Genomic DNA, 19,275 nt, shown 5'->3' on the forward strand with positions numbered 1-19,275 from the left:
GTCAGTCCATGCAAAACGTTCACGCCCCCATTGCCCGCCGGCATGTCGCCACGCTCTGCGGAAATACGCTTCCTGCCGCAGTCCTCCTGTGTCTGGCGCTGGCCTTGTCAGGCTGTTCGGGCTCCTCTTCCGCGCCGCCGATGTCATCCGGAGTGGTGACAGGCTCTGGTCAGGAAGAGGACATCGGGGTGCCGGACAGCCTGTTGCAGCTGGAAGACGACCCGGGCCTGCTGGCGGAGATTCCGGAGGTACTGGTGACCGTGACAACGTCCGGCGTCGGCTTGCAAGTGGCCTATACGCGGGAAGGTCAGGCGGAGGTGGTGCCGGCGCAGCTTGTCGAGGCACAATGGCTGTACATGCAGGATTGCCTGGGGCAGTCCGGTACATCACCGGTGGTGGTGGTGCGCGATGGCCCCGTGACGCCCTTCACCGCAACTGATGATGTGATCTACGATATCGAAGGTACGCCGGTTGCCAGTGGCAGCCACCGTACAGTGCCCATACTGCAGATCCAGGAAGACGACTTCGACGTATCCAGCAGCAATCCGGGCTTCAACCTGCGTTCCATCATGGGACGATTGCTGTGGCTGTCGGCGAGTCTGCCCGAGCGGGATTACCCGTATGAATGTGCGAGGCAGCGGCCTGACTGATTCGTCGCCGCTCTCGCCTCCGCGTGGACAGTCGTTGTATGTTGCGGGTCTTCTTCCGATTGCTCCTTCACGGATTTCCATGATCAGCGATACTCCCGCACCTGCCGACTCTTCTGCTCCCGACGCCACGACAACTCCGCCGACTGCCGCTGTGCTGCTCATCGGCAACGAACTGCTCAGTGGGCGCACCAGGGACATCAATCTGCCGCACATCGCCGAATCCCTGGTGGCTCGCGGCATTCGCCTGCGTGAAGCGCGGGTCATTGCCGATATTCCGCAGGCCATCGTATCCGCGATCAATGAGCTGAGAAACGGCCATGACTACGTGTTCACCACCGGAGGTATCGGACCGACGCATGACGACATCACGGCAGACTGTGTTGCCGAAGCCTTCGGAGTCGATCTGCCTGTCAATACCGAAGCGCGCGCACTGTTGCAGAGCTTCTGCGACGAGCGGCAAATCGAGCTCAATGAGGATCGTCTGCGCATGGCTCGCATACCGGAAGGTGCATCGCTGATCGACAATCCGGTGTCTGCAGCACCGGGCTTTCGCATGGAGAATGTGTTCGTGATGGCCGGTGTGCCACGCATCATGCAGGCCATGCTGGCTTCGGTACTGCCGGATTTGAGAACCGGGCCGATCGTGCACAGCGTCAGTGTCGGCTGCGACCTCGGCGAGGGTACGGTGGCGTCGGCGTTGCGGGCCCTGCAGGAGGCTCACCCGGCCATCGAGATCGGCAGCTATCCGGGCAAGACCGGGCAGCTGGGCAGACTGTCTCTGGTTGCGCGGGGAACGGATGAAACCGAGCTGGAGAGCGTCAGGCAGGCACTGGTGCAGATGGTGTCAGCGCTTGGTGGTCGCCTGAGCTGATGATCCGGCGGGGCCGGTGGACACGCCAATGGTCAGTTGTGCCTCCAGCAACTGTGTCCGTGAAGCTCTGTCGGGGTCGTCGATGAGGTCCAGCAGCATCTGCGCGGCCAGTTCGCCTGCCTGTCTGACCGAGGATCGGGTGGCCGTGAACTGCGGTTCCGGATCGTTGTTCTGGAAGAAGGACAGCTCATCATCGTGAATGATCACTGATACATCCTTGCCCATGCGCAAACCGGCATGCGCGATGGCCCGTCGCACTCCCAGAGCGACAACATAGGAAGAGACAAGAAAGGCACTGGGCGGCTGGGTGTCGGCCAGCATTCTGCCGGCCGAGCGGTATCCGTGGGTTTCGGTGAGTTCATCACTGCACAGGATGTCCGGATGCGGTGTGATTCCGGCATCGAGCAGGGCTTCCTCATAACCCTGGCGTCGCAACCAGGCGTACGTCAGGGATTCCGGACCGTTGATCAGAGCAATGCGACGATGCCCCAGGTCAAGCAGCAGTCTGGTCGCCTGGCGAAAGGCACGCCGGTTGTTGGTGTCGATCCAGGAGTAGTCGAGCGAGGTCTCCGGCACCCGGCCGTGAATGACAAAGGGCAGGCCGATGTCCTGCAGCAATTGCACCCGGGAATCGTCACGGCGGGGGGAATGCACGATCACTCCATCCACTGTGCCGCGGGCTGCCATGTTGCGATACGTGTCCTCTTCGTTGAGTTGTTCGGCAATCGTCAGCAGCAGCTCATAGCCATTGGCGCTGTAAATCCGGCTGGCGCCGGTGATGAATTCGCCGAATATCGGGTTGCCCACATCATTGCTGGAGTGCATCGGAATCACGTGGCCGATGGTCATGGCACGGCCTGTGGCCAGGCTGGTGGCGCGGGCATTGGGCTGGTAATGGTGCTTTTTCGCCATTTGCAGGACGCGCTGGCGAGTGGACTTGCTGACTTCCGGATACCCGTTGAGCGCTCGACTGACCGTCGTTTGGGAGAGGTTGAGCAATGCTGACAGTTCCTTGAGGTTCATGGGATGACGCAGATACTCGGTTCAGAATTGCATTCAAAGCGCTTTGGGCGAAAATAGTACGGAAGAACAACCCTCATGTCAAAAAATATGCTAGCGAATAGGTCCTTGATAGCCTTGTTTTACCGTGAATATCGATCAGAAAATCACTGGCTTGACACCTTCACAAGTGTCATGAATACTGCGCATTCCAAGGCGCTTTGGCTATGGATTCCAACTGCCTGGCATCCAGATCCGCTCGTCAACAAGAATTCGATCCGGGGAAACACCATGAAACCTGCAATGAAGTCTGCTGTCGCTACCGGCCTGACGCTGGCCATGCTGTCAGCAGGTGGCGCCAGCGCCGCCGAATTGAAATTCACTCCGGGGGAGGGTGATTTCAACTGGGAAAGTTATGAAGCTCTCAAGGAAATGAATCTCGAGGGCGAGCAGGTGACCGTGTTCGGTCCCTGGCTGGGTCCCGATCAGGTGCTGGTGGAAAGTGTGCTGGCCTATTTCGCGGAAGCCACCGGCGCGGATGTCAAGTACACCGGTTCCGACAGCTTCGAACAACAGATCATGATCGATGCAGAAGCCGGTTCCGCTCCCGATGTCGCGGTATTTCCTCAGCCCGGTCTGGCATCCGACATGGCGAAACGCGGATTTCTGACCGAGCTTGGCGATGACACTGCAGCGTGGCTCACGGAAAACTACGCTGCCGGACAATCCTGGGTAGATCTGGCCACCTTCCAGGACGAAAACGGTGAAGATGGACTGTTCGGTTTCTTCTTCAAGGTCGACGTCAAGTCGCTGGTCTGGTACAGCCCTGAAAACTTCGAAGATGCCGGTTACGAAGTTCCCGAGAGCATGGAGGAACTCAAGGCGCTGACCGATCAGATCGTGGCCGACGGAGAGACTCCCTGGTGCATCGGTCTGGGTTCCGGTGGTGCAACCGGTTGGCCGGCTACCGACTGGGTTGAGGACATGATGCTGCGCACCCAACCTGCCGATGTCTACGACCAGTGGGTCAGCAATGAGATTCCGTTCAATGACGAGCGCGTCGTCGCTGCCGTGGAAGAGTTCGGATACTTTGCGCGCAATGATGACTATGTCGCTGGCGGTGCGGGGGCTGTTGCCTCCACCGACTTCCGCGACAGTCCCAAGGGGCTGTTCTCCTCACCACCGCAGTGCTACATGCACCGTCAGGCTTCATTCATCCCGGCGTTCTTTCCGGAGGATACCGTGGTCGGTGAAGATGCCGACTTCTTCTACTTCCCGTCCTACGCCGAGAAGGATCTGGGCAAGCCGGTACTGGGCGCCGGAACCATGTTTGCAGTCACCCGTGAAAGCAAGGGTGCCATGGCACTGATCGAATTCCTGAAATCGCCCATTGCCCACGAGGTCTGGATGGCACAGGAAGGGTTCCTGACACCGATGAACAGCGTCAACACCGACCTGTACGCCTCGGATGCGCTGCGCGGCATGGGCGACATTCTGCTCAACGCCACCACCTTCCGGTTTGACGGTTCCGATCTCATGCCCGGCGGTGTGGGGGCCGGATCCTTCTGGACCGGCATGGTCGACTACGCCGGTGGCAAGGATGCATCGGAGGTCACCACGGCCATCCAGAACAGCTGGGATGCCCTGAAGTAGGCCAGCCAGTCCAGCCAGTCAGGATCGTGTCAGGCACCGTCAGTGCCTGACACGCGGACGCCTTGCCGAGGCGGGTGTCCTTGATCAACTACGCTCCATCGCCTGTTCGTCGGAGGATTCATGCATCCAGCACTTCAGGCCATCCTCACCATCATCATCGGTGTCGGTGGTTGCGTCGGCTATTTCTATTTTTCCAACCAGTTTCTGGACAAGGTGCTGTTTCCGGGCAAGGGGCCGAATGCCGGGCGCAACATCACCCGGGCCAACATGATTCGTCCCTGGTTGTTCCTGATGCCGGCTCTGCTGGCGCTGGGGATCTACCTGGCCTACCCGGTGGTGGAAACCCTGCGATTGTCACTGACCGAGCGTCTGCCGGGTGGCAAGTCGCAGTTTGTCGGTCTTGACAATTACCAGCAGATGTTCGCCGAGCCGAAGTTCTGGGAGGCGATGGGCAACAACATGATGTGGCTGCTGGTGGTACCGGCGCTGTCCACCGTCTTCGGGCTGCTGGCCGCGCAATTGTCCGATCGCGTGCGCTGGGGCAATCTGGCCAAGTCGCTGATCTTCATGCCCATGGCCATTTCCTTTGTCGGCGCTGCCGTCATCTGGAAACTGGTCTACGATGCCCGTCCGGTCGGCCAGGATCAGATCGGCGTGCTCAATGCGCTGTACATGTTCTTCGGCGGTACCGAACCGAAGAACTGGCTGACCATGATCGGCCCCAACAACTATCTTCTGATGATCGTGCTGGTCTGGATCCAGACCGGTTTTGCCATGGTGATTCTGTCAGCAGCCTTGCGCGGCATTCCCGAAGAGACGGTGGAGGCGGCCATCGTCGATGGCGCCAACCCCTTTCAGGTGTTCTTCAAGATCAAGGTGCCGCAGATCATGGGCACCATCGTCGTCGTCTGGACCACCATCACCATCGTTGTATTGAAGGTCTTCGACATCGTTTTCGCCATGACCAATGGCCAGTGGGAAACACAGGTGCTGGCCAACTACATGTACGACAAGCTGTTCCGGGCCAATGACTGGGGTGTCGGCTCTGCCAGTGCCATGATCATCATGCTGCTGGTCTCACCGATTCTTGTCTGGAATGTGTACAACGCCCGCAAGGAGATGAAGTGATGTCGAACATTGCCGGTACCAAATCCAGTCTCACCTGGGCCGTTCATCTCTCGCTCGCCGCTCTGGTGTTGTTGTGGCTGTTTCCCACGGTGGGCTTGCTGGTGTCCTCGTTTCGCACCTCCGATCAGATAGCCAGCACCGGCTGGTGGAAGGCCATGGTGCCATCCGAGCAGAACATGACCTTGCGAACCGGCGGGGCCGATGAACAGCTGCAGAAGGATGGCGGTTTCGTGATCGAAGGCAATCTCTTCGAAGAGCCCGGTGATGCGGTGATCTCCGTCTGGGGTACCAGCTCGCGCGCCATCAGCGATTATCAGGCTGGAGAGACGGCAGAGCTGAAGGACGGCGCCACGGTGTCCGTGCAGAGCAACGGCGATTATCTGCTGCAAAGCCCCGAGGAAATCACCGGCAAGCGAGGTCAACGCATATTTGTCACGGCGAAGACACCGCCTGAATTCACTCTCAGAAACTACAAGTATGTGTTGTTCGATCCTTCCAACCGGGAGGGTATGGCCAAGGCTTTCTTCAATACCCTGACGGTGACCATCCCCGCCACCATCATTCCGATTCTGGTGGCCGCCTTTGCGGCCTATGCGCTGGCCTGGATGGATTTTCCCGGCCGGGCGCTGCTCATTGCCGCGGTGGTCGGCCTGCTGGTCGTGCCGTTGCAACTGGCCCTGATTCCGCTTCTCAAGTTGCATAATGAAATCGGTATCGGCAAGGGGTATCTGGGGGCCTGGCTTGCACATACCGGATTTGGCCTGCCGCTGGCCATCTATCTGCTGCGCAATTACATGGTCGGGCTGCCGCGCGACATCATCGAAAATGCCAAGGTGGATGGCGCGACCGACTTTCAGATCTTCATCAAGATCATCCTGCCCTTGTCCTTCCCGGCGCTGGCCTCCTTTGCCATCTTCCAGTTCCTGTGGACCTGGAACGATCTGCTGGTAGCCCTGGTGTTCCTGATCGACTCGACCGGTGATACCACCGTCATGACCAAGCAGATCGTCGAATTGCTGGGTACTCGCGGTGGCAACTGGGAAATACTGGCAACATCGGCCTTCGTATCCATTGCAGTGCCTCTCGGCGTGTTCTTCGCCATGCAGAAATATCTGGTTCGCGGTCTGCTGGCCGGTTCGGTGAAATAGGGAGAAAAAACAATGACCAACCTCAAGCTGACCAATGTCGAGAAAACCTACGCGGGCAACATCAATGTGCTCAACAACATCAACCTGGATATCAAGACCGGCGAGCTGATCGTTTTCGTTGGTCCTTCCGGTTGTGGCAAATCGACCTTGTTGCGCATGATCGCCGGGCTGGAAACCATCACCGGTGGTGATTTCACCATTGATGGTGTACGCATGAATGACATGCCGCCAGCGCAGCGGGGTATTGCCATGGTGTTCCAGTCCTATGCCCTGTATCCGCACATGACGGTGCGTGACAACATGTCATTTGCACTGAAACTGGCGAAGAAGCCCCAGGCCGAGATCGATGCTGCCATCGAGCGAGTCGCGGCGACCTTGCAGCTGACGGAATATCTGGATCGTCTGCCCAAGGCACTTTCGGGTGGGCAGCGGCAGCGCGTGGCCATTGGTCGCTCCATCGTGCGTGATCCGAAGGTGTATCTGTTCGACGAGCCACTGTCGAACCTGGATGCGGCGCTGCGTGTTGCCACACGTATCGAGATCGCCCAGCTGAAGGAGAGCATGCCGGAATCGACGATGGTGTATGTCACACACGATCAGGTAGAGGCGATGACTCTGGCGTCGCGCATCGTGGTGCTGGCCAACAAGGGCATTGCGCAGGTGGGGACACCGCTGGATCTGTACGAACGCCCGGAAAACGAATTCGTGGCGCAGTTCATCGGTTCACCCGCCATGAATCTGCTCGGTGGCACTGTCGAGCAGACCGGTGAGGTGACTCAGGTGCGCGTCAATCACGGGGGTGGCACCATCAGTGCAAACATACCCACAACCGCCGACATGCAAGGTCAGCCGGTCAACATCGGTATTCGTCCCGAAGACATGAAGCCCACGACCAGTGACAATTACGCCTTCGAGAATGTCGTGGAAATATCGGAAGCACTGGGTGAAGTCACGCAGGTGTATTTCAAGCGGCAGACTGCGGGTGCCAATGCCGTCATTGCCAAGCTGCAGGGCATTCATCGGGACGTCAGGGGACGTAACATGCGCATGAGCGCCGACCCCGACAAGGTGCACCTGTTTGCCGACGGGCAGTCCTTGCTCTACCGCTGAGCACACCGGCGGCCCGCGCCAGTTCCCGGCAATCGCCGACCTGCCGTACCTGAGCTCGTTCACAACGTTTCGGCATGACTCTCATGCCGGCAAGGACATGGAATCTGGCATGCGCAATGCCGTGTCTGGACGCTGCTTGCTTGATCGCGAATTGTGATTTAATCGCCTCGTCAGTTTTTACCTCGGAATGCAAAGCTATCCATGATTGTTTCTTCAATCAGTATCGTCGAGCCCGAAATCATCGTTGACAAGGACTGGTGGCGTGGTGCGGTCATCTACCAGATCTACCCGCGCTCCTATCAGGATTCCAATGGCGATGGCATCGGTGATCTGGGGGGCATCAAGGACCGGCTGGATCACATTGCCGAACTGGGTGCCGATGCGGTCTGGATCTCGCCGTTCTTCAAGTCGCCCATGAAGGACTTCGGTTACGATGTCTCCAACTACAAGGACATCGATCCGATGTTCGGTGACCTGCACAGCTTCGATGAGCTGGTCGAGCATGCCCATGCGCTGGATCTCAAGGTCATGATCGACCTTGTGCTGTCCCATACCTCGGACCAGCACAGCTGGTTTGCGCAATCCTGTTCCAGCCGCGACAACGAGCGACACGACTGGTACGTCTGGGCAGATGGCAAACCTGACGGCAGTCCGCCGAACAACTGGCTATCGATATTCGGTGGTCCGGGCTGGAGCTGGCATTCCACCCGTTGCCAGTATTACCAACACAACTTTCTCAGCTCCCAGCCCGATCTCAACTTTCATAATCCTGACGTTCAGGATGCACTACTGGATGTCGTGCGCTTCTGGCTGGATCGTGGGGTGGATGGCTTCCGGCTGGATACCATCAATTTCTACTTCTGTGACAAGGAACTGCGGGACAACCCGGCGCTGCCTCCGGAGCTGCGAAACGCGGACATTGCGCCCGACGTGAACCCCTACAATTATCAGGAACATCTGTACGACAAGAACCGACCCGAGAACATCGACTTCCTGAAGCGCTTTCGCGCGGTTCTGAATGAATACCCGGCAGCGACGGCTGTCGGCGAGGTGGGGGATGCGCAGTATGGCATGCAGATTCTCAAGGATTACACCAGCCACGAAGACCGCGTACACATGTGTTACACCTTCGATTTCCTGTCGGCGGAGTTACCCACGGCGCAACGTGTGGCCGAGGTATTGCAGAAATTCGAATCCGAAGCCGAAGACAGCTGGGTGTGCTGGGCGTTTTCCAATCACGACGTGGTGCGCCACGCGACTCGCTGGAAGCTGCCGAAGAAGCACTATCTGCAACACCTGAAGATGCTGGCTGCTCTGCTGATGTCCATGCGCGGTTCGGTCTGTCTGTATCAGGGTGAGGAGCTGGGTTTGCCTGAGGCCGACATTCCCTTCGAGCGTCTGCAGGATCCCTATGGCATTACCTTCTGGCCCAAGTTCAAGGGCCGCGATGGCTGTCGAACGCCCATGGTCTGGGATGCCGAGGGCGACAATGCCGGCTTTTCGACAGCCGAGCCCTGGTTGCCGGTCACGGAACCTCACCGGCGTCTGGCCGTGTCGCAGCAGATCGGCGATCAATCCAGCCTGCTGGAACAGTACCGCCGCTTCCTGACATTTCGCCGTCAATGCAAGTCGCTGATCAAGGGCTCGCTGGATGGCATCAGTGTCATCGGCAATGTGCTGAGTTTTCTGCGAACCGATGGCGACGAAACCATCTACTGTGCCTTCAATATGGGCAGTGAGCGAGTGCGCTGTGAAATCGATACGGATCGCGAGCTGCGTCTGATGGAAGGGCATGGCTTCGAGCCGGTATTGAAGGACGGTGCGCTGGAGATTCCTTCATACAGTGCGGCCTTCGTGCAATTGGGTTAGCTGAAGCCTCGGAGCGTTTGGAGCGTTTGGAGCGTTCGGAGCGTTTGAGGCGTTTGAGGCGTTTGAGGCGTTTGAGGCGTTTGAGGCGTTTGAGGCGTTTGAGGCGTTTGAGGCGTTCGGGGCGTTCGGGGCGTTCGGGGCGTTCGGGGCGTTCGGGGCGTTCGGGGCGTTCGGGGCGTTCGGGGCGTTCGGGGCGCTGGCCCGAGAATCCGGATGTCTGTCCGCTGTCGCCTTGCATGGCGTTGCCAAGAGGCATCGACCGTGCCGCCTGAGCGCGGAAATCAACGAACTTGATGGTGCTTCCTGGCGGACAACGCCGTACTGGCACGAACCATGAGTCATGAAACAGTGTTGCCATGCACACAGGTAGCAATTATTCTTCTCGGTACCCGGGTAACTACATCAGAGGTAGATATTTTGTGCAAGCTGGGGTTATAGAAGGTTAACTAGAGACTTTATGACTGTAACTGTTTACAAGCTTTCGATCGTTGCAGTCGTATCGTTACTGCTTGCCGGTTGCTCACTTCCGGGAAAACTGCCGTTTGTCGGCCTGTGGAAGGATACTCCGCAGGTGTCCCCGACGGCGGCGTTCGAGAGCTCAGGCGCGCTGGAGTCCTGCTCACCCGATCCGGGTACGCCATTTTCCTACAGGAAAGCCATTCTCGTGGCCGGTACCATCAGCACACCGGATCTGGCCAGAGACCTGCCCGGTCTGCCCACCTTGACGTCTCTGCGCCTGCAGACACATCTTGATGAACTCGGGCGTTTCAATGTATTTGCGACCCACGATTCGAGTTTCGAAAGCATGGGGCCGAGCACTGCGGGGCGTGTCAGGCAGTTGGGGAGGGAGTACGCATCCCAGTTCGTGGTCAAGCTCGATCTCGAGGATCTGAGCATTCAGCCCTCCGGTGGCTGGTTCGACGAGCTGCTGGGGGGCAGTGATCAACGCAATATACAGATGAGGCTGTATATCTACGATGTCGAATATGGTGCCCTGTTTCATTCTCGGCAGTATCAGCAAACCGTCAGTGGTGATGTCGTCGGTTATCCGGGAAATGGCAGAACCGTTTCCACTCCCTGGTTCGATACGGACCTGGGAAAACAGATTGACACGATGCTGGAAGGCATGAGTCTGGAGATCAACGAGAAACTGGCCTGCGTGCCATTTTCGGCCGAGGTGACTTCCATCAGGGGTAATGACATTCACATCAATGCCGGATTCCTGCATGGCTTCAGGTCGGGCGATACGCTGCGAGTCTATCGGCGCACCGACATCCTGGAACCCGATGAAATACAGCAGCCGGGCGAAAACGATAGCTGGATCAAGGTGCACACCGTTTTCCCGAACCACAGTATCGCCAGTACCGCCCAGGAAGGCATCGGGGGCTATCTGATCGATACCGGAGATGTCGTTCGGGCCTGGTAGGCTCTCGAAGGCCTGAACCTCGGCAGGGGAACGTTCTTCGCGCCTGCGCAGATGCCGATAGCGCACTGTCCTGCATCCCGCTTCGCAACTTGCCGGTTCGCCGAATCGGTCGCGTTGGTGTTCGTGGGTTGCGCTGCCGCGTCGGCGCGCTTTCCCGAGGTTCTCTCCATGCACCTGGACAAGCCCGGTTCGCGGACTGTCGACTTCACCCCCGAGTCATCCCATTCGGTGAAGCTGCATGAGTGGGCCTTGCGAACTTGAGAAGGCCGCCAGTGCGAGCCTCATGCGGTGGCGCAGGGGGCGGCGGTGCCTGCTGATGTACGGGGGCGCTCTGTCCCGGATAATGTTGAAAACTCTACTGGGAATAGTAGTAGCAACTCGGTGACGGTGGTTGCGTCAACTCCACATTGCTGCAGGCGTGGGCAAGCTGCTTCTGCAGATTGATCCTTGCCTCCATGTCTTCGGTCAGGCCACGGGTAAGCGCATGCTCTGTGCGCTCCGGCAGGTTCACGATTCTGCCGGCTTCTTCCTGCGTACGCAAACCCATGATGACGGCCTGTTCGACCGGTACCGGTCGAGTCACGGCATCGCTTTCTCCGGGCAGCTTCACGATGACCAGCGGTTCAGGCCGTTCCAGCCGTTGCTCGGCGGTGTCCTGACCGAACATGCCGCTGATGACCGTGGGTGCAGCATCTTCTGATGGATTGCCGGTCAGTCCTGACAAGCTGCTGAGGCGGGTACTGTCTTCGGGCATGAGACTGCGGTTGAGATAGGCGCGTCGTCTGGCAGAGTCACTGTCGGCATCGGTAAAGGCGGAGCTTTTACCGATCATGAATCCGGCAACGCTTCCCAGTATCGGTGCCAGCGGATTTGCCACGGCGGCGCCGGCAATGATGCTGCCGACCAGGCTGCCGGTCCGACTGGGGTCGGACAGAAATTCCCTCGTTCTTTCCGTCAGAGTCTCAGAGGCGGACAGGCGTTCCTGTGCGTGCAGGCCGGATGCGGAAAACAGTGTGCCAGCCAGAGTCAGCATGCAGACACCCTGACGGGACTTGAATTTTCTCGTTCTCATGCCGATTTCCGGTCTCGGTGGCTGCGATTGTCTCACTTCGTCTGGAAGACCTGCTCCGCCCACAGGACACCCTCGTATTCATTGAGCCCTTCGTAGGCGACGCGAACCAGAGCCCCTTCGGGAATGCGGGCATCGCGCAAGGGGATGGTCAAGGTACGCTGATCCACTTCATGATAGATGGAAAGTTCGCCGTAGTGGCCGATCTGCTCCACCGGGCTGTTGGCATCACGCTGCATTTCCACCGAAACCTTGCCATAGCTGCTGGCATTGCCTTCGCGATTCAACGTCAACTCCAGGCCAACGCGCTCGCCGCCTTTGGCTGGTACGGCCTTGACTGTCTTGATCGACACCATGGGAGTGTCGGTGTCGTGTCGAACCACCACCGGAATGGAAAACGACATCTGCATGAAGACCTGAACGCCCACTCCTTCCTGCGGGCCGCTGGATTCGAATGTCGCGTTGGGTTCAGAGACATCGGGTATGACCTGAAGCAGCAGATGCGAGCGGTATTCGCCCGCTGGCAGCTCGGCAGGGGGACGCCAGTTGAAGCGCACGGTCTGATTCTCACCAGGCCCCACGGTTATCTGCCGTGGAGAAAAACGAACCATGTCCTTCGCGGATGACCATTCTTCGTTTTCGGAAATCGGCTTGTAACCGCCATCTTCACTGGCACGCTTGTCTTCCCAGCTCAGACGATAGGTACGGGGACCGTCACTGGGGTTCCGCAATACCATGGTGGCACTGGTATTGTCGTTGTTCATCAAGACCCTTGTAGGGCTGATCAGCATGTCGGCGGTGGCCATCGTTGCTGTCCATAGCCACAATGCCAGGCTGAAGAAAATCGACGTCGCTAGCCGCTGTCTGTGTATCATCAAATTGCTCATGGATCGTGAAGTGTCTATCATCAACTCTGGACCTGTTGTCCGGTCTTCTAGTAGGAAACCGTGAGTTGGTAGGTCCCCTCATACTGGCCGCTGGGGTATGTCACCGGCGATGCAGTCAGTTCCGTTTTCAACGTGCCGCCGAGCCTTACCAACAGTTCGCCATTGGCGTCGGTTATTCCCGTTCCATCGGGCAATGTCGTCAATGAACTCAGGACGAAGTGCGGCGCACTCCCCGGAAATTCGCTGTGCTCCAGCAATACGTCTGCAGTCTGAGGGTTTATCGTCAGACTGTAGTTCGCTGCGGCGCCACTGACTCTGAATATTCCCAGATCCGGCTTCGCAAGAGAGACCAGACGGGAGTTGTCCGGTTCGCTGATCGTGTAGGATCCTGACGGTGACAAGGTCAGAGTTGCCTGAGCCGTGGTACTGGTTCGAGCAAATAGAGTGCCAAAATGCAGTGGCTGGTCCTCATCGAGAATCAGGGTGGAGCGCAACTCTGCACCAAGATCAATGGTGCTGGTGTTGAACACACGGTTCTGGACATCCGGATGCCAGTAGTCAACGCGCATCAGTGTGGTGCCACTGAAGGGCGCATCCACATAACTGTTGCCGTTGCCGGTTGTATCAAGTATGGCACCCAGTGCCAGCTCGGCTTCGCCCTGAGCATCCGTAGTGACGTCGCCAAGATCGTAGTCGGTCACGGTCAGCGGTTCCAGCGAGCCGTTGGACCCGGCCGTGAGTACGGCGGAATTGAGGCTGACATCCAGCGCTGTATTGGCAGGGAAGCCGGTAAACCGGTAGCGTCCCGGTGTACCGCCTGCAATCAGGGCGAACTGACCCTCCACGGACATGTTGGTGCCTGTCCTGGGCAGACTGAAGCGTGATATCGATGTATTGCTGGCGATGGCCAGGGTACCGAAATTCAATGGCTGCAGTTCTTCGATTAGTGGTTGGGCCGGGGCAGCGCTGCTGCATGTCATTCCCGCCAGCAAAGACAGCTGGCGCATCAGTCGTGAATGACAAAGCGGTGTTTTTCGCCGCTGTCTGCGGCTGACCGAGAGCACGGAATTCGCCGTGTCTGTCATGCGCCTGCCAGCTGTGCACTCCTGTCTTGTCGGATGCAGATGGAATCGCATCGATTTCCAGAACATGGAACGCCTCACCAATGGCCTGTGTGACAAGGGCAACACCCGATGAGGTGTGCCGGGACAGGCAACCGGGAGTACCCCGGTTTGCCGATGTTGCAGGTGACGATGCCGAAGTGCAAGGGCAGCTGCTGACTGGATGAGCAAGTACGATGCCAGATTGGCAAGGTACCGTATCATGGGGCTGAGGCAATCCGGGTGGCATGTCCAAAGCAGAAACGCAGAAAAATCAGTGAGCCGGCGGGACGTGCCGAATGAGGGGCGTAGTACACCCGGTTGTTCCTGGCGGCATGTATTTCGACAGGCAGATCAGCCTGGCTGTGACTGGCTTTGTCAGATGCTCATGACCTTTTCATGAAAACACAAGCATGGTACTCATGGGCTGATGAGGATTCGCCCGTCTGCTAAGGCGTTCAAGAAAATAGCCCATGCGATACCGGTGTTGAGCAGACCGTGACAGGTCGGCTCGCAGTCGTTCCCGATACGTACGGGCTTGCAATAAGTAGAGAAAAGCCTGTTGTTGTTATGATCGTCAGTAGCACCAGGAAGGGGTGCAGTGCTCATGCCCCTTCCTGGTTTCAGCTGAATTCACTCAGTATGCTGCAGTGACTTCGAAAGTGCCTGAATATACACCTTCCTGATAGGTTTGTTCCGATGTTGTTGGCTCGGTCGTCAGGGTCGCACCAATGTTGAATACATAGGTGGTTTGTCCGAAGTCGGGAACAATCGTGAAGTCACCTTCGTTCAAGGTGCCGGCAGTGCTCACGCCGCCACTGACATCGCCGACTGTGAAATGCATCAACCACAGGCTCGGTACTGCAGGGTTGGCACTTTCATGAACCAGTTCGGTTGCATTGCCGGTGCCGTTGGTGATGTTCACGAGGGTGCTGGTTCCATCGGCAGCAAAGTCAGCTGCGACAATGGCTGACGTGTCTGGCAGTTGCAGTGTGAAGTCTGCTGTCATGTCAACCGAGCCCTGTGCCGCTGTCGGGCTTGTCAGGCTGGTGAGGTTCACTGTTGCGCTGTCCGAGCCCTGATCGGCAATGGTTCCACCAGGGGCGATTACCAGAGCGCCCACACCATTGGCCAAGGCTGCGCCTGTGACTGTCGCAAAGACAGAACCGATGTCCAGATCCTGGAGGTTGGTTACAGCGAGTGTGTTCTGCAAAGTGGCGCTGGCAGTGAAATCCTCTGCCTGGGCCATTGAGGCTCCCAGACTCAGGGTGCCGGCTACGGCCAGTGCCAATCGTTTCTTGCTTGTATTAATCATCATTTTATAATCCCGAAATGTAAAGATCGAACGCTTGTTCGTACGTGTACCAGCAGCGGTCTACGCACTTGCCTGAAAGATCAAAAAAGGTCTAGTTCAGAGTAGTCCGCCGTTTCCCTGAAAAGGTTACCTTGACAAATATAACGTCCGTATCTGGGAAAACTGAGTCGGTAAACTCGCTCCGATCCACGCATAAACGGTAACTGAAGCTCAAAATCGAACTTTCCGGGAAAAGCAGCATGATCTGCATCAATTTCACAATAGGACGAGGTTCACACGCTCTGGCCGAGGAGCGGATCATCTGCGAACAGGGTATTGCCAACACTCGCCGCAGGCATCGTTGTCGCAGCATCGCCTGTTTGTCCGTCCGGGATTGCGCGTCATGCACGGTATGCCGTGCTTGTCTTGTTGGAGAGCTGAGTTTCGTCGCTGCTGTCCCGGGACCCGTCGTGGAGGACGCTGCATCCAGCTATCCATCGAGTGACCTGGGTTGCCAGGTAGTAGTGCGGCATGGCGACTGCCTGAGCCGGGGTGCGGCGAACCATGCACCATTGGCAAATCACCACCGTCTTTTCAGTGTCTTTACAAGGCGTCGGCTTGCATACGCCAGTAGTGCCGGTTCGCTGGGTGAGCAGGTCTCGCCACTCCGGACGGTGCTGTCTTTGGTGGAAGTGGTCGGGAATCCTCGGCTCTGGTGTGGGGGCTACACAGACCCAGGGTCCGGTTACATCCTGTAGGTAAGCTGTTTTTCCCGGACTGTCATGAGTGAATCACAGAGCTGGTCTGCCGGTTGATAGCTCTGCTTGCCGGAATCCGTGATACCCCCCGAATTGATGCCCCGGCGGTACATCGGGCCTCATCCTTGCTGGCTATGGCGACCGCTTCGGCAAAAGCTGAAGCATTGAACAGCATTTTCTCTGGAAAAGTTATGTTTGCCGATGGCGATTTCATTCAAGGTTGGAAGTATCTCTTCGTCCTGCTATGTATCGCATTTGGAACACAGGCTCTGTCAGCTACGGCGGAATTGAAGCTCGAGAACGAATTGCTGTTGGAGCTGCGTGTCGACGGCGAGCGGCTTGGCCTGGACATACTGGGTTATCAGCGTGGAGATGATTTCCTGTTGTCACTCGACGAGCTGGCTAGCGGCCTGGGCTTTCCCATTGTCGTGGACGGGCAGCAAGGTACGGCCAGCGGTTGGTATCTGTCCGAGGATCGCCCGTTCTCGCTGGAGCTGCAGCGCGGCACCGTCATCAGTGGCGATAGCGAGTTGCCGATTGGCGATGGGGAAGCCGTATTGTTTCAAGGTGAGGTGTTCGTTGAAACGCGGGCTCTGGAAAAGTGGTTTCCTCTGCGTCTGTCTGCGGTGGTCCGAGAGCTTTTTCTGGATGTCGAACCGTTGGAGCCTCTCCCGTTGCAACTGCGTTCCGATCGGCGTGAGCGGGTGTTCAATCGAACATCCGCTTACCAGGAACCGCAGTACCCGCTTCAGGAAACCCCGTATCAATTGATGGGACCTCATACGACAAAGCTTCGTCTGGGCTACTCGACGGTTCGTCAAACACCTGACAGTCCTGCAGATTACGGCAGCAACTATGCGCTGCTGTCCCGTGGTGATCTCGGGTGGATGACATCCACGCTTGCGCTTGCCGGACAGTCTGGCGAGTCGCTGACCGGCGCGCGCATGAAGCTGGAACGAACAGCCTTCGACGGGCCATTGGGTCTGGACCATGTGGAGGTGGGTGACGTGGATGTCGGAGGTTATCGCGGCCTGTTGCTACGTGGTGGTGGACGCCGGGACGAGGGCGGACGCATTGACACAGAATCGGTCAGCCTCGAGGGCAGCCAGCTGCCTGATTGGGATGTGGAACTCTATCAGAACGACCAACTGCTCATGATACAGACGACCGGACCGGAAGGACGTTATCTGTTCGAGGACGTACCGCTGCAGTTCGGTCAGAACCGTTTCGAACTCAAGTTCTTCGGGCCGAATGGAGAAATGGAATCGCGCGAAGAGTACCACTACCTGGGAGTCGGCATGCTGGAGCCCGGGCGTGTCAGCTATGAGTTGTCAGCGGTGCAGAGCGGACGTACCGTGTTGGGAGTGAACGATTCGAATGGTGAGGGAGATCGGGATAGCGGGCTCTACACGGGCGAACTGAACTTTGGTCTGTCACGCAACATGACTCTGGGGGCAGGTATCAGGAGTGTGGAGCAGGATGGCGAACGGAATGAATCCCGCAATCTCAGCATCGGTCTGAGTACATCGCGACTCTACGGAAACGTCAGGTATGTCGATGCTGCCAATTCACAGAATTCGATTGGGACGTCACTGCGTACCCAACTGGGGGACACCAGTCTCGGCCTGGGGTTTACCCGTTTTCTCGAGGAAACCGAGCTGCCTGCCTCTCCACAGAAGTGGAGCAGCAACGTGAATATCACATCGTCTGTCAGAGGGGTTCCGTTCAAGGTCGAGGTCAACGCGCAGGAGCAGGAAACCAGCTCTGCCTACGATGCCGTTATCGGAGCAACGACACCTCTGGCCGGTTCGGGAAGGTTCTCATCCTCGCTCTGGTACACCTCCGTTGAAGAACAATTGGATGGCATTGACACCAGAACGTCCCAGACAGGTGGTTTGTCGAGCTTCCACACCACCATCAGACCATGGAGTTTCCGTCTGGCGGCCAGTTATGGTCTGGCGCCTGAAACCGAACTGCTGGAACTCAGTGCCGACAGTAATCTGCGGATAGAAAGAAACATGAGTCTGGATCTGAGTATCAGCCAGAACGCCCTGACGGATACGACCTATTACCGAGGTGGTATCAATTGGTTGCTTGATCAGGTGGCGATCAATGCCAGCGTCAGTTATGACAGTGATGAGCGCTGGGGTGGCTTGATCACCCTGTCGACCGGTCTGGTGCATCAACCCGGCACCTTGCGGCCGATACTGGATAGTCGTGCTTCGGTGAGTGCCGGCAGCGTCGATGTCCGGGTATTCGAGAGAGCCAGCGGACTGGAAGACAGACCCATCGCCGGGGTGGGGGTCAAGGGGGTGCAAGCCTGGCGACACGCGACCACGGACGACAACGGTTCTGCCTATCTGTCCCGCATGCCGGCTTATCTCCAGGTGGACATCGAGTTGGATGAGTCCACGCTTGTCGACGGTGAACTGCGATCGCGAAATCCGGGCGTGTCGGTCATACCTCGACCGGGGAGTTTCGCCGTCGTCGAATTTCCGGTGATTCGTACTGCCGAACTCGAAGGTCATGTACTGATGATCGAGGGCGATCAGGAAAAGCCGGTCAGTCGCGTGCTGGTATCGCTGAAGACCTCTGATGGTGAGCTTGTCGCTCAGCGGCGTACCGCGTTTGATGGTTTCTATCTGTTTGACGGCATAGAACCCGGTGGCTATCGGATAAGCCTCGAAGATCCTCTGGGCAGACGCTTGCTCAAGCAACCGGGGAGCGTGTCGGTACTGGGAAACAATGATGTCATCCGAGGACTGGATTTCGCCATGCGAGAGGTTCAGGAAAAACCTCTGACATTGAACAGACTGGCGCAACAGGAGGGCGCGCCACAGCCAACGCTTGCAGTATCGGCACCACCGCTGATTGCCGGTGCTCTGCCTGAGGTCGGCAATGACACGAAGTCGGAGCCGGAGGAGGGCAAATGGTTCGTACAACTGGGAGCCTATGGCTCACGTGAACTAGCGCAGGCGTTCTGGGACCGGGTCAATGGCAGCCTGCAGGCATTCGACGGAAAGACTCCCCGGTTTGAGGACTATCGGAGCATGACGCGCCTGCTTGTTGGTCCTGGTCGAAGCCGTGGCGCTGCCAACGATCTTTGTGAGCAGGTCAAGGCCGGCAATCTGGATTGCCTGGTGCGGAGTGTCGAGTAGTGGTGTTCAGCAGGTATCGCAGGAGATGACAGGAATGCCGAATCGGAGGCCAGCATCTGAAACAGGTAAGTCCTAAAGCCGTATGGTGCCATGCCGATTCCTGCTGTACTCGGCGAGAACCTTGCCCGGACGGTGACGGATTCACTCCAGTGCGG

The 19,275-nt window shown here is 57.8% G+C and carries 14 protein-coding genes; 9 read left to right on the top strand and 5 right to left on the bottom strand.

Going from position 1 to position 19,275, the window contains the following annotated elements; all coding sequences use genetic code 11:
• Positions 1-8: 8 nt before the first annotated feature.
• Together ACUNV4_RS19945 and ACUNV4_RS19950 are read left to right on the top strand one after the other, a co-directional pair.
• Positions 9-650 (top strand): hypothetical protein, encoded by a 642-nt coding sequence (locus ACUNV4_RS19945; protein ID WP_430880368.1) that lies wholly within the window; start codon positions 9-11, stop codon positions 648-650.
• Between the two features lie 79 nt (positions 651-729).
• Positions 730-1,521 carry a competence/damage-inducible protein A gene (locus ACUNV4_RS19950; RefSeq protein WP_430880369.1) on the top strand — a complete coding sequence of 264 codons (792 nt, stop codon included), beginning with the start codon at positions 730-732 and terminating at the stop codon, positions 1,519-1,521.
• Here the strand turns inward: ACUNV4_RS19950 and ACUNV4_RS19955 are convergent.
• Positions 1,495-2,544: a LacI family DNA-binding transcriptional regulator gene (locus ACUNV4_RS19955; protein ID WP_430880370.1), complete on the bottom strand. Its 1,050-nt coding sequence runs from the start codon at positions 2,542-2,544 to the stop codon at positions 1,495-1,497. The genes ACUNV4_RS19950 and ACUNV4_RS19955 overlap by 27 nt on opposite strands.
• A 267-nt stretch (positions 2,545-2,811) precedes the next feature.
• Here ACUNV4_RS19955 and ACUNV4_RS19960 point away from each other — a divergent pair, with 267 nt between their 5' ends.
• From ACUNV4_RS19960 to ACUNV4_RS19985, 6 genes are all read left to right on the top strand, one after another.
• On the top strand, positions 2,812-4,173 hold the full coding sequence (locus tag ACUNV4_RS19960; RefSeq protein WP_430880371.1) for an ABC transporter substrate-binding protein: 1,362 nt from the start codon (positions 2,812-2,814) through the stop codon (positions 4,171-4,173).
• Positions 4,174-4,293: 120 nt separating this feature from the next.
• A complete protein-coding gene (locus tag ACUNV4_RS19965; RefSeq protein ID WP_430880372.1) occupies positions 4,294-5,301 on the top strand; it encodes a carbohydrate ABC transporter permease in 1,008 nt (335 codons plus the stop codon).
• Positions 5,301-6,449 carry a carbohydrate ABC transporter permease gene (locus ACUNV4_RS19970; protein ID WP_430880373.1) on the top strand — a complete coding sequence of 383 codons (1,149 nt, stop codon included), beginning with the start codon at positions 5,301-5,303 and terminating at the stop codon, positions 6,447-6,449. The genes ACUNV4_RS19965 and ACUNV4_RS19970 overlap by 1 nt, the downstream gene beginning before the upstream one ends.
• Positions 6,450-6,461: 12 nt before the next feature.
• Positions 6,462-7,559, top strand: a complete 1,098-nt coding sequence (locus ACUNV4_RS19975) for an ABC transporter ATP-binding protein (protein ID WP_430880374.1) — start codon at positions 6,462-6,464, stop codon at positions 7,557-7,559.
• A 201-nt stretch (positions 7,560-7,760) separates the two neighbouring features.
• Complete coding sequence (locus ACUNV4_RS19980) at positions 7,761-9,428, top strand: alpha-glucosidase (protein ID WP_430880375.1); 1,668 nt, start codon at positions 7,761-7,763, stop codon at positions 9,426-9,428.
• A 457-nt stretch (positions 9,429-9,885) separates the two neighbouring features.
• On the top strand, positions 9,886-10,854 hold the full coding sequence (locus tag ACUNV4_RS19985) for a flagella assembly protein FlgT middle domain-containing protein (protein ID WP_430880376.1): 969 nt from the start codon (positions 9,886-9,888) through the stop codon (positions 10,852-10,854).
• A gap of 355 nt (positions 10,855-11,209) precedes the next feature.
• Here ACUNV4_RS19985 and ACUNV4_RS19990 read toward each other — a convergent pair whose 3' ends face one another.
• The 4 genes from ACUNV4_RS19990 to ACUNV4_RS20005 all read right to left on the bottom strand — a co-directional run bounded on the left by ACUNV4_RS19990 (position 11,210) and on the right by ACUNV4_RS20005 (position 15,228).
• A complete protein-coding gene (locus ACUNV4_RS19990) occupies positions 11,210-11,926 on the bottom strand; it encodes a hypothetical protein (RefSeq protein WP_430880377.1) in 717 nt (238 codons plus the stop codon).
• Between the two features lie 32 nt (positions 11,927-11,958).
• Positions 11,959-12,729, bottom strand: a complete 771-nt coding sequence (locus ACUNV4_RS19995) for a fimbrial biogenesis chaperone (protein WP_430880378.1) — start codon at positions 12,727-12,729, stop codon at positions 11,959-11,961.
• Between the two features lie 128 nt (positions 12,730-12,857).
• A complete protein-coding gene (locus ACUNV4_RS20000; protein WP_430880379.1) occupies positions 12,858-13,817 on the bottom strand; it encodes a DUF4402 domain-containing protein in 960 nt (319 codons plus the stop codon).
• Positions 13,818-14,547: 730 nt separating this feature from the next.
• Positions 14,548-15,228, bottom strand: coding sequence for a hypothetical protein (locus ACUNV4_RS20005; protein WP_430880380.1), 681 nt, complete (start codon positions 15,226-15,228; stop codon positions 14,548-14,550).
• 925 nt (positions 15,229-16,153) lie between these two features.
• On the opposite strand from ACUNV4_RS20005, the gene ACUNV4_RS20010 reads away from it, so the two are divergent.
• Positions 16,154-19,120 carry an SPOR domain-containing protein gene (locus ACUNV4_RS20010; RefSeq protein WP_430880381.1) on the top strand — a complete coding sequence of 989 codons (2,967 nt, stop codon included), beginning with the start codon at positions 16,154-16,156 and terminating at the stop codon, positions 19,118-19,120.
• Positions 19,121-19,275 lie beyond the last annotated feature (155 nt).

The sequence above is a fragment of the Granulosicoccus sp. 3-233 genome (genome assembly GCF_052681095.1).